The 16,828-nt window shown below is 56.2% G+C and carries 12 protein-coding genes; all 12 read left to right on the top strand.

Annotated elements, in window-relative coordinates; translation table 11 throughout:
• The first annotated feature begins 35 nt into the window (after positions 1–35).
• The 12 genes from KGD89_RS16670 to fliE all read left to right on the top strand — a co-directional run bounded on the left by KGD89_RS16670 (position 36) and on the right by fliE (position 16,826).
• Positions 36–3,614 (top strand): glycosyltransferase, encoded by a 3,579-nt coding sequence (locus KGD89_RS16670; protein WP_025260908.1) that lies wholly within the window; start codon positions 36–38, stop codon positions 3,612–3,614.
• A 128-nt stretch (positions 3,615–3,742) separates the two neighbouring features.
• Positions 3,743–6,643, top strand: a complete 2,901-nt coding sequence (locus tag KGD89_RS16665; RefSeq protein ID WP_025260907.1) for a glycosyltransferase — start codon at positions 3,743–3,745, stop codon at positions 6,641–6,643.
• Between the two features lie 295 nt (positions 6,644–6,938).
• A complete protein-coding gene (locus KGD89_RS16660; protein ID WP_025260906.1) occupies positions 6,939–7,865 on the top strand; it encodes a ketoacyl-ACP synthase III in 927 nt (308 codons plus the stop codon).
• Between the two features lie 331 nt (positions 7,866–8,196).
• Positions 8,197–9,045 (top strand): flagellin domain-containing protein, encoded by an 849-nt coding sequence (locus KGD89_RS16655; RefSeq protein ID WP_025260905.1) that lies wholly within the window; start codon positions 8,197–8,199, stop codon positions 9,043–9,045.
• A 71-nt stretch (positions 9,046–9,116) separates the two neighbouring features.
• Positions 9,117–9,497 carry a flagellar protein FlaG gene (locus KGD89_RS16650; RefSeq protein WP_025260904.1) on the top strand — a complete coding sequence of 127 codons (381 nt, stop codon included), beginning with the start codon at positions 9,117–9,119 and terminating at the stop codon, positions 9,495–9,497.
• A gap of 82 nt (positions 9,498–9,579) precedes the next feature.
• Positions 9,580–11,031 (top strand): flagellar filament capping protein FliD, encoded by a 1,452-nt coding sequence (gene fliD, locus KGD89_RS16645; RefSeq protein ID WP_371856535.1) that lies wholly within the window; start codon positions 9,580–9,582, stop codon positions 11,029–11,031.
• 118 nt (positions 11,032–11,149) lie between these two features.
• On the top strand, positions 11,150–11,536 hold the full coding sequence (fliS, locus tag KGD89_RS16640; RefSeq protein WP_025260902.1) for a flagellar export chaperone FliS: 387 nt from the start codon (positions 11,150–11,152) through the stop codon (positions 11,534–11,536).
• 27 nt (positions 11,537–11,563) lie between these two features.
• Positions 11,564–11,860 (top strand): flagellar protein FliT, encoded by a 297-nt coding sequence (gene fliT / locus KGD89_RS16635; RefSeq protein WP_025260901.1) that lies wholly within the window; start codon positions 11,564–11,566, stop codon positions 11,858–11,860.
• Positions 11,861–12,037: 177 nt separating this feature from the next.
• Positions 12,038–13,513 carry a transcriptional regulator FleQ gene (gene fleQ / locus KGD89_RS16630; RefSeq protein ID WP_025260900.1) on the top strand — a complete coding sequence of 492 codons (1,476 nt, stop codon included), beginning with the start codon at positions 12,038–12,040 and terminating at the stop codon, positions 13,511–13,513.
• 140 nt (positions 13,514–13,653) lie between these two features.
• Positions 13,654–14,850 (top strand): sensor histidine kinase, encoded by a 1,197-nt coding sequence (locus tag KGD89_RS16625; protein ID WP_371856540.1) that lies wholly within the window; start codon positions 13,654–13,656, stop codon positions 14,848–14,850.
• Positions 14,850–16,256 (top strand): sigma-54-dependent transcriptional regulator, encoded by a 1,407-nt coding sequence (locus KGD89_RS16620; RefSeq protein ID WP_025260898.1) that lies wholly within the window; start codon positions 14,850–14,852, stop codon positions 16,254–16,256. Before KGD89_RS16625 ends, KGD89_RS16620 begins: the two co-directional genes overlap by 1 nt.
• Positions 16,257–16,496: 240 nt before the next feature.
• Complete coding sequence (fliE, locus tag KGD89_RS16615) at positions 16,497–16,826, top strand: flagellar hook-basal body complex protein FliE (RefSeq protein WP_025260897.1); 330 nt, start codon at positions 16,497–16,499, stop codon at positions 16,824–16,826.
• Positions 16,827–16,828 lie beyond the last annotated feature (2 nt).

Below are 16,828 nucleotides of genomic sequence, written 5' to 3'. Positions count from 1 at the left end.
ACTGGCTGGTTTCCCGCCGCTCATGAGTTTGCACTGTGAATCCAGCTCCCCTTGTCAGTATCGTCATCCCCGCCCTCAATCCACGGTTCTTCCGCGAAGCGCTGCAAAGTGCTCTGGCCCAGAGCTATGAGCATCTTGAGATCATCGTTTGCGACGACTGTCAGACCGGTGAAATCAAAGAGATCTTCGACGAGCTGGTGCCCTCACCGGATGGCATTGCACGCTACGTAGGCAATCCTTATCGCCTGGGTTTTCAGGGCAATATGCTCAAGTGCCTTGATGAGTCGAAGGGTGAGTACATCAAGTTCCTGTGTGATGACGATCGCCTGTATCGGTATTGCATCGCCCGCCAGGCTCAGGCACTGAATATGTGTCCTGATGTCCAGTTGGTCGTCGGCAAGCGACATCTGGTCGATGTCGATGACTATGTGCTGCCGACCCGCATGGAGAACGTTGGTCTTGTTCCCTACGATGCCCTGTTCAAGGGTGAGGACATGCTGGCGATTTTCGAGCGTACCTCACGCAATACGCTGGGTTGTTTCAGCAGCGCCATGATGCGCAGAGCCGATGTTCTGGAGTATTTGCCATCATTGGCGCAACCGGGGCAGGGCTTTGTTGCACTGCTCGACTTCGCATTGTTCAACTGCCTGTTGCGACGCGGCAACCTGATTGCGCTGAACAGTATTGAAAGTCTCGAACGCTTGCATCCAGCCCGCCTCAGCAGCCAGCCGGACATGTACCACATTGCAACTGCGGAATGGGGTTGGCTGAACGAGATGCTCAAGGCGCGTAGCGGCGAGCAGGCACCGGCCAAGGGCTGGGTCCGCTTCATGGCCTTGCACAAGGCACTGGAGTCGCCAAGGGAGTGGGATGAGGTTGACATGAACGGGATCATGGCCAGCAGGCAAGGCATCATGCGCAGCCGGGTTGGCAGTGACAGTGAAAGCTACGCCGAACTCTATGCCCAGTGGTTGTCATGCCGTCTCTTCACCGAGCCTCAGAAAAAGCTTCTGGAGCAGCGTATCGCGCACTGGGCCTGGAACCCACGCATTGTGCCGGTGGTGATCGATGCGCAGAATGATCCCGATGCACTGGAAATGACCCTCAAAAGCATTGCCGATCAGGATTACCCGGCCGAGTCCGTTGTGGTCTTGACCCATGCGGCCAGCCTCGAGGATCAGCAGGTATTGCGTTTTCCGCTGCAGGCCGACTGGTCGCAGCAATTGAACGATGTATTGCCGCTGCTGGAGCACGCCGACTGGGTCTACCTGCTGCGTGCCGGTGACCGTCTGACCCAGCCTGCACTGCTGATTCTGGCCGAGCGTGTCGCCCAGATTTCCGGTCTGTTGTGTGTCTACAGTGATGAAGGCGCAATCGTTGATGACGAGTCGCAGGAGCCGGTGTTCAAGCCTGACTTCAACCTTGATCTGATGCGGGGCTACCCCTATGTGGGTCGGGCATTGGCGTTCGAGCGCCGCAACCTGCTGACAATGGGCGGTTTTGACCCGGCCCATGGCGAGTTGGCGCCCCATGATGTGGTCTGGCGTCTGGTGGAAAGTGCCGGCCCGCAAACCATCGAACACATTGCTGAAATCCAGGTCGAGTCCAGCCTGTCGTTTGCTCAATGGCTCTCACTGCCTGAAGTGATCGAGCGTAGCGAGCCTCTGGTGTCGACTCATCTGCAGCGTATCGGCCTGGAGCATGTTATCCATCATGACCAGTTGCCGCTGCTCAACCGTATCGAGTATCTGCATGCGTCCAGTCCTCTGGTCTCGATCATCATCAGTACCCGTGATCAATTGGCTGATCTGGAGCGCTGCCTCGACAGCTTGCTTAGCAAAACTCGATATCCCCATTACGAAGTATTGATTGTCGACAAGGCCAGCGAGAGTGCCGAGGCCCGGGCCTGGTTTGCTGCCATGGGTGAGCTGGGCAGCGAGAAACTGCGGATTTTCGTTTCTCCCGATGCCGATAACGAAGCGGCCACACAGAACTTTGCGGCTTCCCATGCCCGCGGCCAGTATCTGGTTACCCTCAGCCCTCACGCGCTGATTCATCAGGCCGAGTGGCTTGATGAGTTGCTTAATCATGCCCAGCGTCCGGAGGTCGGTATTGTCGGCTCGCGGATCCTCAATCCGCAGGGCAATATTCTGTACGCTGGAATGGTGCTGGGAATGGAAGGGCTGGCAGGCAAGCCGTTCGTCAATTCTCCGGCAGGCGCGAGTGGCTACATGCAGCGGCTACAGTTGACGCAAAACTGGAGCGCTGTCAGTGGTAACTGTCTGATGGTGCGCAAAGAGGTATTTGAAAGTGTTGGCGGGATGGACTCGGCCTCGTTCTCCTTGGGGCTGCATGATCTGGACCTGTGCATGCGCGTCGGCGGCGAGGGTTATCTGATTGTCGGAACGTCATGTTCCTCTGTGGTACTGGCCGAGCCTGCCGCTGCTAAGCGTTCGGAGTCTTCTCGCGAGAAGCTTGATAACGAGCAGAAGTCCTTTTACCTGAAATGGCTGCCGAAAATGGCCAGGGATCCGGCCTATAACCCGAACATGAGCCTTGGCGAGGTCTCCTCGTTCAATCTGGAGCCCGGGTTGCAGTCTGGCTGGAACCCGTTCTGCACGCGACATCTGCCTTCCATTCTGGGCATGGCTGTCAATTCGTCGGCCGTGGGGCATTATCGGGTCAGCCAGCCTTTGCTCGAACTGGTGTCTGCCGGGCGGGTACTCGGGAGAATGACCTACGAGTCGCCTTCGATCATCGAAATCGAGCGTCAGTCCCCGGATGTCATCGTCTTCCAGGGGCGTTACACCGAGGCCAAGGTGCCGGATATTGCCCTGGTGAAGAATTACTCCAGTGCGATGCGTATTTTCGAGCTGGATGACTACATTGCTGATGTTCCGGAGAAGAACGAGCATCGCCGCAATATGCCGGATAACATTGAGACCATGTTGCGCCGGGGTATCGGGCTCTGTGACCGGGTCGTGGTGTCGACCCATCCACTGGCCCAGGCCTTGTCCGGCATGCACAGCGATATTCGCGTGGTGCCCAACATGCTGGCACCCCATTTGTGGAGCAATCTCAGGAGTTTGCGTCGCAGCTCCGGCAAGCCGCGGGTCGGCTGGGGCGGCGGAACCAGTCACCGGGGTGATCTGGAGCTGATTGTCGATGTGATACGCGAGCTGGCCGATGAAGTCGAATGGGTCTTCTTCGGCATGTGTCCCGATTTGCTCAGGCCTTACATCCATGAATTCCATTCGGCTGTAAGCCTGAGCACATACCCGGCAAAACTGGCGAGCCTGAACCTGGATCTGGCACTGGCGCCGCTGGAGTTCCATATCTTCAACGACTGCAAGAGCAACCTGCGTCTGCTGGAGTACGGGGCTTGCGGCTACCCGGTGATCTGCTCGGATACCGAGGCCTATCGCGGGCATCTGCCAGCCACTCGGGTCCACACCAACAGCTCCGAAGAGTGGTTGCAGGCGATCCGCATGCACCTGTCCGACCCCAATGCCAGCTATCGCATGGGTGACGAGCTGCGGGAAACCGTACTGCGCGATTTCATGCTGCGCGGCGAAAACCTGCAGTACTGGGCCAACGGCTGGTTGCCGGATTGATCCGCACAAAATGAATATTCTCCAGCGCAGGACTTGTGCTGGAGATGCTATGTTTTTGCTCTTGCTTCAACAGCGGGCCGAGCAGTCCCCTCTGTTGAGAGAGTCATCGGTTCGCTATGGGAAAGACTATGCAAAGCAATTTCGGGAATGAAGCTATGCCGTTGAATCAGCGTCTGACATTGGTATTGCTGGCTCAGGATCAGCCGGATTTCCTGCGCCGAGCCTTGAAGTACTACAGCGACTATCCCTGCGCCCTTGTGGTTGTGGATGCATCACGGGCGCCCGATACCGAAATCGCCAGGACCCCGGGTCTTGAGTACTGGCACGATGCGGCACTCGCCCAGGCCGGTTTGAGTGCCCGGATTGCCGAAGGCATCAAGCGTGTCGCCACGCCTTTTGTTACGTACCTGGATGCCAGCAGTTTCCTGTTGCCGGGCGCACTGACCGACGCCTTGCGTTTTCTTGAAGAGAATGAACAGTACGGTGCGAGCCAGGGCTACAGCCTGAGCTATCAGGCCCACGTCGGTCAGGTGGATTATTTGCGTCGCGACCGCAAGGTCGTCGAGGATCACTCATCGGATCAGGCGAGCGAGCGTCTTGTCGGTTTCCTGGGGCAGGGTATTTCCCTGCTCAACGCCGTTACCCGAACCGAACTGGCTCGGCAGTGGTTCGCTGCGGTTCCTGAAAATACCGCCCTGCATTGGCAGGAAATCGGCTACATGGCTTACCTGGCAGCGGCTGCCAAACTGCGCATTCTGCCCGTTCCCTATGGGCTGCACTTCATTGAAAGTGAAGAGGTACTGTCGAGTCATAATGCTGCAATCAATTCTGCGCTTACGCATATCGATCCCAAGGCCAGGGCCGGGCGTGAAGAGTTTGCTCGGACGCTGGTGTCTGCCCTGGGCTCGGCTGCTGTTGCGGGTGAAGAGGGTGAAAAGCTGATCATGGCCGGGTTCGAGGCCATGGGCGAGTCCCTGGGCACTCAGAGCTTTCAAGGCAAGGAAAAGATTGTCAGTGCGGTCTGGAGCGTTGCTTTTGAGCACTCCGAGCCACGTTTCGAGCCTCGACAGTTCGTTGAAATGCCGTTTTACAACCAGCCCTTCTTCGACGAGCTTGCCCGTATCGAATTTCTGATCCATATCCTGCCAGCTGGTTGCCAGCAACTGGACGGTCTGGAGGCCGCGCTGCTCAAGCAGAACGAATTGCTACGCCCACAAACCAACCCTGATGCCGAAACGCTGGTCAGCCGGCTCTGGCAGGCTTATGGCACCTATGCCTTCAACCATGGCGTGGTACAGCAACTGGCTCAGGAACTGAGCAAGTCTGCAGACGATGAGGAGGAGGCCGAGCGGATCGTGGCCTGGGGCAAGCGCCTGCAGGCTGTTTCCGGCAATGACAACGGCAAGCTGCTCGACGGCATGGCGTCTGGTCGCCTGCTCAAGTGGCTGGATGCGCGCAGCCCGAGCCCTGTAGAGCTGAAGAAGCTCAATGCCCGACTGGAGAAAAAGCCGGCGGGTTCGCAGATCGGCATTTTGCTGCTTGATCTTGACGCCGATATTTTCAAATTGCAGGCCACTTTCGATAGCTTGATCAATGGTCATTATCGAGCGTTCAAGGTCATTGTTTTCACCACGGGTGAACTGCCGGCGACCACCACCTTGCAAAATACCCTGCATTTCGTGAAAGTCACCGAGAGCAACTACGTCGACAAGATCAATCAGGTCGTCAAACAGTCCTCCAGTGACTGGTTGATGCTGGCTCGCGCCGGTGAAGCGTTCACCCAAAGCGGTTTGCTCCAGGCCAGCATCGAGTTGATCGACGCATCCCAATGCCGGGCGGTGGCGGTAGATGAAATCCATCGTCAGCCTAACGGTACGCTGGCACCTCTGTTCCGTCCGGGCTTCAACCTGGATCTGCTGCAAAGCCTGCCTGCGCTGATGGCGCCTCACTGGCTGATCCGCCGTGACTTGCTGGTCGAGTCGGGTGGTTATTCCCGTGAGTTCCCGAAAGCGCTGGAGTTCGATCTGCTGCTGCGCCTGATCGAGCAGGGTGGTATGAGCGGGTTGGCGCACTTGAGTGAACCGGTTCTGATCTGTGACGCGCCCGAGCTTGTGGAGAATGAAGACGAGAAAAAGGTGCTGACTCGCCATATTGGCAAGCGCGGCTATCAGGCTGAAGTCAGTTCGATACTGCCGGGCACCTACAAGATCGACTACCGCCACACTCATCGGCCGATGGTGTCGATCCTGCTGCAAAGCCAGGATAACCTGCCGGAGCTGCAACGCTGCCTGCAAAGCATTCTGCAGCGCACCCGTTATCAGCGTTTTGAAGTGCTGATTGCCGATAACAACAGCCGTTCGCCTGAGCTGTCGACCTGGCTCGATCAGCAAGAGAAGTTGTCCAACCGGGTTCGTGTGTTCAGGTCTGACCAGCGTTTGAGCCCGGCGGTCTTGAATAACCTCGTCAGCCAGGAAGCCAAGGGTGAGTACCTGATTCTGCTGGATGCCCAGAGCCAGATCGTCAACGTTGGCTGGATCGAGTCGCTGCTCAACCAGGCCCAGCGTCCGGAAGTCGGTATCGTTGGCGTCAGGCTGGTGGATCGCGAAGGTACCGTGACGCAGGCGGGCCTGATTCTGGGCCTCAATGGCGGTGTCGGTTCAGGTTTCGTGGGTGAGTCGAAGAAATCCAGAGGCTACATGCACCGCTTGGTGGTCGAGCAGAATTACTCGGCCGTATCCTCGGCTTGCCTGATGATCGAGAAGTCGTTGTTTGACTCGGTAGGCGGTTTGGATGAAGGTGATTTTGCCGAGGCCCTGGCCGATGTCGATTTGTGCCTCAAGGCTTCCCAGGCCGGTTATCTGACGGTCTGGACGCCCCATGTCCAGGTCGTGCATTCCGGCGTGGTGAATGCTCCTGACGAGGCGCTGGCGGCCCTGATCGACAAATGGTCGGCACAGTTCGCACAGGATGAGGCTTACAGTCGCAATCTTGACCTCAATGGCCCGGGCTTCACGCTGGCTGCGCGTTAATCCTGCCTGATCAGGTGATCCGTCTGTAACGCAGGCGGATCACACTTCCCTGGCAAGGTCAGGGAAGACGCTTTTTTGTGTTTTTCCATGCTCCACAAATCGTAAAGCACGCATCTCGGAGTGACCTGCGGGTCATAAAGTGCATCTCCACTGTATCGTGTTACAGGGAGCGACGTGCGTTCGACTTGCGTAAGCATGCACCGCCCCCTGAAAATGCCCGCAAATTGCCTCTATTCGGTAGCGCCCTGATTTCTTTGGGACGAATATTTACCTGTTTACTAATCGGGAAGCCATGATGATTGGCATAAAAAGCATAGCGAGTTACGTGCCCACAGATGGCGTGGATAACTACGCTCAAGGTGCCAAATTCGGCAAGGATGAAGAGTTCATCTTTGGGAAAATCGGCTCCACCTTTCTCCCACGCAAGGATGACGTTCAGGAAACGTCGGATCTGTGCGTGGAAGCGGTCAATAAACTGCTGGCCAACAATCCTCAGCTGACGCGCGAAAGCATCGATGTGCTCATCGTTGTCACGCAGAACGGTGACGAAGAAGGGCTTCCGCATACCGCTGCCATCGTGCAGGACAAGCTGGGCCTGCCGACCAGTGTCGCTGCGTTCGATATCTCCCTGGGTTGCTCCGGTTATGTCTACGGCATCTATGCGATCAAGGGCTTCATGGAAGCTGCGGGCCTGAAGAATGGCCTGCTGGTGACTGCCGACCCTTACTCGAAGATCGTCGACCCTGAAGATCGCAACACCACCATGCTGTTTGGTGATGCCGCCACTGCGACCTGGATGGGCGAAGATGCTCCGTGGCAGTTGGGCAAGGCCAAGTTCGGTACTGACGGTTCCGGTGCGCCGCACCTGAAGGTCAGCAACGGCGTGTTCTTCATGAATGGCCGTCAGGTCTTCAACTTCGCATTGCTTAAAGTGCCTGCGCACCTGCATGAGCTGCTTGGGGATTCCGGCCTGCAGCCTGACGATATCGATGCCTTCTGTATTCATCAGGGAAGTGCAGCCATCGTTGATGCCGTGGCGCGTCGTTTTGAAGACAAGCCCGAGAAGTTTCTCAAGGACATGGTCGAAACCGGCAATACGGTGTCTTCGAGCATTCCGCTGCTGATTGAAAAACATGTGCTCGACTCTTCCTGGAAGCGCGTTGCACTGAGTGGTTTTGGTGTCGGACTGTCCTGGGGATCGGCGATCATCTACAGGGCCTGATCCCGGCCTGTTCAAAAAAGCGCTTGCGGGGCATCCCTCAAGCGCTTTTTTCATGAGAAAGAGCGGTTGCGTAATAGCAGCAGTTTTGAGTTTCTGCTTTTTCCATCCTTGCAAGTTCCTTTATGCAAAGCCGTTTACGGGTGTTATTTCCTCGTGAGTAGGGCGCCAAGCCCTTGTTTTGTAAGGGCTGGCAGATTGCTGGCAAAAATTTTCAAAAAAATGCTCAAGCAACCTGCCACCGCGACGATAACTATTACGAAGGTTCTCTAGGCACACCCGGCGCTTGCAGGGGCCGGAAGCCACGTAGTACCCAACCAACGAGGAATTCATCATGGCTTTAACAGTAAACACCAACGTTGCATCGTTGAACGTTCAGAAGAACCTGGGTCGCGCCTCTGACGCACTGTCGACTTCGATGACTCGTCTGTCTTCCGGTCTGAAAATCAACAGCGCCAAAGACGACGCTGCCGGTCTGCAAATCTCCACTCGTATCAACTCGCAGATCAAAGGCCAGACCATGGCCATCAAGAACGCCTACGACGGTATGTCCCTGGCTCAGACCGCTGAAGGTGCTCTGCAAGAGTCCACCAACATTCTGCAGCGTATGCGTGAACTGGCTGTCCAGTCGCGAAACGACAGCAACAGCGCTACTGACCGTGACGCTCTGAACAAAGAATTCACCGCGATGAGTGAAGAGCTGACTCGTATCGCAAACAGCACCAACCTGAACGGCAAGAACCTGATCGACGGTACTGCCAGCACCATGACCTTCCAGGTTGGCTCCAACACTGGCGCTTCGAACCAGATCACTCTGACTCTGAGCTCCAGCTTCGACGCTGACACTCTGGGTGTTGGTTCGGCTATCAGCATCGCCGGTTCCGACAGCGCCGATGCAGAGACCAAATTCTCTGCTGCAATGGACGCTATCGACTCCGCTCTGTCGACCATCAACTCAACTCGTGCTGACCTCGGTGCTGCACAAAACCGTCTGACCAGCACCATCTCCAACCTGCAGAACATCAACGAAAACGCCAGTGCTGCACTGGGTCGTGTACAAGATACCGACTTCGCTGCTGAAACTGCACAGCTGACCAAGCAACAGACCCTGCAACAGGCTTCCACCTCTGTTCTGGCTCAGGCTAACCAGCTGCCTTCCGCTGTACTGAAACTGCTTCAGTAATATCGGGATGAGTTTGGCGGGGGAGTGCGTAACAGTGCTCTCTCGCTTTTTTACTTTCGGAGGTGATGGTCATGGATATGAGTGTAAAGCTGAACCTGTCTTATCCACCCGCTCAATCGGCAAGTCCTGCTGTGGCAGCGGATAAGCCTGTTGATACGCCTTCCGTCGAGCGAGTGGCTCCGACGTCTGAAAGTAAGAGTTCTGATTTGCACAAGGACGACTCACAGGAAGAGGAGAAGGTTAAGGCTGCCGCGGAAGACATTCAGAAGTTCTTTCAGTCGGTCAGACGTAACCTCGAATTTTCGATTGACGAAGATTCTGGAAAAGTCATTGTCAAAGTGATTGCAAGTGACTCCGGTGAGGTGGTCCGACAGATTCCCAATGCGGAAATCCTGAAACTGGCCGATAGCTTGAGCGACGCGCACAGCTTGTTGTTCCACGCCAAGGCCTGACTACTGGCACGAAACTTGTTGCAGATTTTCCGATTCCTTGAAAGGGTCAAAAGATCGGCGACATTCTTGAGGGGTAAGCATCATGGCTACAATTACAGCAAGTACAGGCATCAACTCTGGTCTGAATATCAAAGAGATCGTTGATGGTCTGGTTGGGGTCGAGAAGGCTGCCAAGCAAAACCAGATCACCCGGCAGACCAGTGTCAATAATGCGGCTTCTGGTGGCGTCGATCAGCTCACTGCTGCATTGAGTGCCTTTCAGACGGCGATGACCGCTCTCAAGAGCACCACAACACCTGCCTTTCAGGGTTTTGCCGCCACTTCAGCCAATGAGTCTGTGGTCAAGGCAACTGCGGGTAATACAGCGGTCAGTGGTACTTATTCTCTTAACGTGAGCCAGTTGGCGACCAGTTCCAAGGTTGCGACGGCTGCACTCAATTCGTCTCAAACCAGTGCTATTCCGAGTGGTACCCTGAAAATCACTCAAAATGGCACTATTCACGAAGTCAAGATTACTTCGACTTCTACGCTGCAGCAGGTGCGTGACACGATCAACTCCACGCTCCAGGGTAAAGGTATCTCGGCGAACATCATTACCGACAGCAATGGCTCGCGGTTGGTGTACAGCTCGACGACTACCGGCAAGGGCAGTGATATTTCGGTTGATGGCGGTACAGAGCTCAGCATGCTGAGTGTCGATGGCACCAAGTTGATGAGCACCACCAGCACCTCGACCGATGCCAATGGCAATCCTATTCCAGGCGCCGGCGCGATTTCGGACTTGGCTCTGGATGCCGAGTTCACCATCGATGGGCTGAAGATCACCAGTTCGACCAATACGGTCAGCAACGCTGTATCCGGTCTGACGTTCGAGCTGGTGGCCAAGAGTGTCGACGCTAACGCGAACACGGCCATCACGGTCGGGACCAACACCGAGGGTTTGAAAACCTCGTTGCAGACCTTTGTCGATTCCTACAACACCTTGGCCAAGCTTGTAACGACGCTGACCAAAGGCACTGTATCTGCTGATGGGAAAAGCTTCACGGCAGCTGCCATGACGGGGGATTCGACGCCTCGTGCCTTGCTCGCGGTTGTTCGTAACCAGATTGCTACGGCGACCTCCAGCAGCGGTCTGGGTTCTCTGGCTCAGTTGGGTATCACGACCCAGCAAAACGACGGTACGCTGTCGTTGAATACCACTGAATTTACCGCAGCCCTGAATGACAAGAAGTTTGGTGGTGAGATTCAGCAGTTGTTTACCGGTAGTGGTGGCTTGATCGAGCGTATGGAAAAAGCCCTCGAACCCTACACGAGGTCGGGAGGGGTTCTTGCTTCCAAGAAAAACATGCTGACTCAGGTTCAGACTCGACTCACTGCTGAGCAAGAGGCTCTTAATCGTCGTATTGATACGCTGACTGATACGCTGACCAAAAAGTACAACGCGATGGACCTGGCGGTAGGTAAGCTCAAGGCAACGGCCAGCAGTATCACCTCGATTTTCGAGGCGATGAATGCACAGAAAAACGCTTCGTAAATTAAAGATGATGCCAAGAACCCGACCCCGTGTCGGGTTTTTGCTTTTGGGCTAAAGTTTTTTGACCGTACGTCGATAGCTTGGGTATACGTAATCTGGATCTGCTACGAGGCCCCCCATGAACCCGATGTTAGCACTGCGTCAGTATCAGAAGATTGGCTCCCAGGCACAGACCTCTGAAGCCAGCCCTCACCGTCTGGTTCAGATGTTGATGGAGGGTGGCCTTGACCGCATCGCCCAGGCCAAAGGCGCCATGGCGCGCAAGGATATCCCCAACAAATGCGTTTTTATCGGCAAGGCCATCGGCATTGTGGGTGGGCTGCGTGAAGGGCTGGATCTGGAAAACGACCCGACGCTGGTTCGCCAGGACAGTCTTTATCACTACATGATGAAGCGTCTGGCTGAAGCCAATGCCAAGAACGATGAAAAGATGCTCGATGAAGTTGCCGGCCTGCTGATCACAGTCAAGGAAGGCTGGGATGCAATCGGCGCCGTACAACAATAAGTTCGCTGTCTTCTGGAGAAAAACACCATGAGTGCTGCGCTCAAGCGTATCGAAGAAACCCGTGAAGCGTTGGTCGGGGCTCTGGCCGAGCGTGACTGGGATGCAATCGTCAAACTTGATCTGGCATGCCGTGAGTGTGTTGAGGCTGTTGTCAGCGAAGCGCCTGCTGATGAGCCGGGGCTGCGCAGCAATCTGGAAGAGCTGCTGGGCGTATATCGACAATTGATTGACGTTGCTACAGATGAGCGTCAGGCAATCGCCGACGAAATGACACAAATCCGCAATGCCAAAAACGCCGCGAAGGTATACCATCTGTTTGGCTAGCTATTATTTGTCGGTTTGATTGTTCGACAATAGTTTCGCCATAAATTTGACTGTATATGTTTTTTTGACTTAACTAGTGATGTTCACTATTTTCTGGCGTCTCATCGGATATAACGGCTGAGATGCCAAGCTGCCCACGATCTCGGGCATTGAGTTGACTAGGGAAGTTGCTATTGCATGTGGCGTGAAATCAAGATTCTGCTAATCGATGACGATAGCCAGCGCCGCCGGGATCTGGCGGTTATCCTGAATTTTCTGGGCGAAGAAAATTTATCCTGTTCCAGCCAGGACTGGCAGCAGGTTGTCGGTTCATTGGCCTCTACGCGCGAAGTTCTCTGCGTACTCGTGGGAAGCGTGAGCGCTCCAGGTAGCCTGCAAGGACTCCTTAAGACAGTCGCTGCATGGGATGAGTTCCTTCCGGTCCTGTTGATGGGCGAAAATTCTGCCGTCGACCTTCCTGAAGACCTGCGTCGGCGCGTGCTTTCTACCCTTGAAATGCCTCCCAGCTACAGCAAATTGCTGGATGCCCTGCACCGTGCCCAGGTTTATCGTGAAATGTACGATCAGGCCCGCGAGCGTGGTCGGCATCGCGAACCCAATCTGTTCCGCAGTCTGGTAGGCACCAGTCGTGCCATTCAGCACGTGCGGCAAATGATGCAACAGGTTGCTGATACCGATGCAAGCGTACTGATTCTGGGTGAGTCGGGTACGGGCAAGGAGGTGGTCGCTCGCAACCTGCACTATCACTCCAAGCGTCGCGACGCGCCTTTTGTTCCGGTCAACTGCGGTGCGATTCCGGCCGAATTGCTCGAAAGCGAATTGTTCGGTCACGAGAAGGGTGCCTTTACCGGTGCTATCACCAGCCGTGCCGGCCGCTTCGAGCTGGCCAATGGCGGTACTCTGTTTCTGGATGAAATCGGTGACATGCCGTTGCCGATGCAGGTTAAGCTGCTGCGCGTTCTGCAGGAGCGTACCTTTGAGCGGGTTGGCAGCAACAAGACTCAAAGCATCGATGTGCGCATCATTGCCGCGACCCACAAGAATCTCGAGAACATGATCGAGATCGGCAGTTTCCGTGAAGACCTCTATTATCGTCTGAACGTTTTTCCGATCGAGATGGCTCCGTTGCGTGAGCGCGTCGAAGATATTCCGTTGCTGATGAACGAGCTTATCTCGCGCATGGAGCACGAAAAGCGCGGTTCGATCCGTTTCAATTCGGCTGCCATCATGTCGCTGTGCCGTCATGCCTGGCCGGGTAACGTCCGTGAGCTTGCCAACCTGGTGGAGCGCATGGCGATCATGCATCCCTATGGCGTGATCGGTGTGGCAGAGCTGCCGAAGAAATTCCGCTACGTCGATGATGAAGACGAGCAGATGGTCGACAGCCTGCGCAGCGATCTGGAAGAGCGCGTGGCTATCAATGCCCACACGCCGAACTTCGCTTCCGGTGCTGTACTTCCTCCGGAAGGTCTGGACCTCAAGGATTACCTGGGTGGTCTGGAACAGGGCTTGATTCAGCAGGCGCTGGATGACGCAAACGGTATCGTGGCGCGTGCTGCGGAGCGTCTGCGGATCCGTCGTACAACGCTTGTAGAAAAGATGCGCAAGTACGGCATGAGTCGCCGGGAAGGTGACGATCAGGCGGATGATTGACGCCTGTTCCTTGTGCGAAAAATCAAACCTCTGAATTTTCAGAGGTTTTTTTTCGGCACGAGGATTGCTAAGTCACTCTCAACATACCGTTTAATGACGGTTCGCCACGCGAGAGATGATTTATGTCCAAGGCCGCCCACATGTCCCCTGACTTGCCCAGCCAAGCTAAACCCTCCCTGGAACTGGAAAGTCGCCAGGGGCTTGAACAGGCCTTCTCGTTGTTTAACCAGATGTCGTCTCAGTTGGCTGATTCCTACGGCATGCTGGAGACTCGCGTCGCCGAGTTGAAAGGCGAGCTGGCAGAGGCGGGTGTCCAGCGCATGCAGGAGCTGGCAGAGAAGGAGCGTCTGGCCAATCGTCTGCAGAACCTTGTGGATCTGCTGCCCGGTGGCGTGATTGTCATCGATGGCATGGGCGTGGTGCGCGAGGCCAACCCGACCGCCATCGAGTTGTTGGGGCAACCATTGCTGGGCGTGTTGTGGCGCCATGTCATCAGTCGCTGCTTCGCTCCTCGCGAGGATGACGGGCATGAAGTGTCCCTGCGCGACGGACGCCGGCTGTCCATTGCCACTCGCTCGCTGGATGCGGAGCCTGGGCAACTGGTGCTGCTCAATGACCTGACCGAAACCCGTCGCCTCCAGGAGCAACTGGCTCGCCATGAGCGTTTGTCTTCCCTGGGGCGCATGGTCGCTTCTCTGGCGCACCAGATTCGTACGCCCTTGTCGGCTGCCATGATCTACGCCAGTCATCTGACCGAGCAGGAATTGCCGGTGGAAACCCAGCAGCGTTTTGCGGCGCGCCTCAAGGAGCGCCTGCATGAGCTTGAGCATCAAGTGCGCGACATGCTGGTCTTTGCCCGCGGCGAATTGCCGTTGACCGACCGACTGACGCCGGGGGATTTGTTCCGGGCCTTGCAGTCGGCAGCCCAGACTCATGTGCAGGATGTGGCGGTTCGCTGGCAGTGCGATTCGATCGATGGCGAGCTGCTGTGCAACCGCGACACGCTGGTGGGGGCGCTGCTCAATCTGGTGGAAAACGCGGTGCAGGCCAGTGTCGGAAAAACCCGTCTGAAAATTCATGCCTACAGTCGTGGCAATGCGCTGCGCCTGTGCTTCAGTGATAACGGCAGTGGTATGGACAAGGCGGCGCTGGCGCGTATCGGAGAGCCTTTTTTCACCACCAAGACCACCGGCACCGGCCTTGGTCTGGCGGTGGTCACGGCAGTGACCCGTGCTCATCAGGGTGGCGTGCAGTACCGCTCGACTGTCAATCGCGGGACGTGTGCAATCGTCACTTTGCCGTTGATTCCGGTTTCCGCTTTAGTGAGTAGCCACTGATGTCGATCAAGGTGCTGTTGGTCGAGGACGACCGTTCGTTGCGTGAGGCGCTGGGCGAGACTCTTGAGCTGGCCGGTTACGATTATCGTGCCGTCGGGTCGGCTGAGGATGCCTTGCTTGCGGTGGATCAGGAGTCCTTCAGCCTGGTCATCAGCGACGTAAACATGCCGGGCATGGATGGTCATCAGTTGCTGGCGCTGTTGCGCAGTCGCCATCCGCAATTGCCGGTTCTGCTGATGACGGCCCATGGTGCCGTCGAGCGAGCCGTGGATGCCATGCGCCAGGGCGCGGCGGATTATCTGGTCAAGCCTTTTGAGCCCAAGGCCTTGCTGGCGTTGGTGGCCCGGCATGCGCTGGGGCGTCTTGGGCCGGCTGAAAACGATGGGCCGATTGCTGTGGAGCCCGCCAGTATCCAGTTGCTGAACCTGGCCAGCCGGGTGGCGAAGAGCGATTCCACCGTACTTATTTCCGGTGAGTCTGGAACGGGCAAAGAAGTATTGGCGCGATTCATTCATCAAAACTCGCCACGTGCCGATAAGCCTTTTATAGCGATCAATTGCGCGGCCATTCCGGACAACATGCTGGAAGCGACACTGTTCGGTCATGAAAAGGGGTCGTTTACCGGTGCCATTGCGGCGCAGGCGGGCAAGTTCGAGCAGGCTGATGGCGGCACTATTCTGCTCGACGAAATTTCCGAAATGCCCATGGGCTTGCAGGCCAAGCTGCTGCGAGTGCTCCAGGAGCGTGAGGTTGAGCGGGTGGGAGCCCGTAAGCCTATCAACCTGGATATCCGGGTCCTGGCGACTACCAACCGTGATCTGGCGGGTGAAGTGGCGGCGGGGCGGTTTCGTGAGGATCTGTTTTATCGGCTATCGGTTTTTCCGTTGGCATGGCAAGCGTTGCGTCAAAGGACCGCCGATATTCTGCCGCTTGCCGAGCGTCTGTTGGCCAAGCACGTCAATAAAATGAAGCATGCGCCTGTGCGGTTGTCTGCCCAGGCGCAGGCGTGTCTGGTGGCGTATTCATGGCCGGGCAATGTGCGTGAACTGGACAATGCCGTGCAGCGGGCCTTGATATTGCAGCAGGGCGGCGTGATCGAGGCCGAAGACTTCTGCCTGGCGGGACCTGTTACCGGGGCCTCGCCCTCTGTGGCTTCGGTGCCGTTGGCGCCTGTGGTGGCGGTGGACAATGTGCCAGCCGCTGCTGCTGCCGAGTCGGCCGGTGCCTTGGGGGATGACCTGCGGCGTCGTGAGTTTCAAGTGATCATCGATACCCTGCGTACTGAACGTGGGCGTCGCAAGGAAGCTGCCGAGCGACTGGGCATCAGCCCCAGGACGCTGCGCTACAAACTGGCACAAATGCGTGATGCGGGCATGGATGTCGAGGGTTACCTGTTCGCGACCTGAGCTTTTCCGGCGGGTCGGGAAGGGGTGATCTGTTCTTATGGCTTTGTCGTATGAATGGTGTAATTCAATGGCATATTGATGTCATTGTGCGAGACAAGGGGTTAGCCCAGAAGGTCTGGGTCGCGGGTGAGAGCAGAGCTAAACGTGATGTCGTTATCTATTTGGCACTCTTGTTGCTATGTCTTCACTATCCGCTGAATCAGTGTCAAAAAATTGCGGGCCTTACGAGAGAAAATGTCCATGAGCCAAGGTGTTGAATTTAATCGCTTGATGTTGGATATGCGGGCCATGCAGATGGATGCCATGGCGGCGTCCAAACCAGTGACCGCTACGCCGGAAGTCGGCACCAGCAGCTTTGCCGATATGCTTGGCCAGGCCGTCAACAAGGTTTCCGAAACCCAACAGGCCGCAGGTCAGTTGGCGAACGCATTTGAAATCGGCAAGAGTGGTGTCGATTTGACTGACGTCATGATTTCCTCACAAAAAGCCAGCGTCTCGTTTCAGGCTTTGACCCAGGTTCGCAACAAGCTGGTTCAAGCCTATCAAGACATCATGCAGATGCCGGTTTAAGG

Source organism: Pseudomonas cichorii (assembly GCF_018343775.1).
Taxonomy (GTDB): domain Bacteria; phylum Pseudomonadota; class Gammaproteobacteria; order Pseudomonadales; family Pseudomonadaceae; genus Aquipseudomonas; species Aquipseudomonas cichorii.
This window is presented reverse-complemented; position numbering and strand designations above follow the sequence as displayed.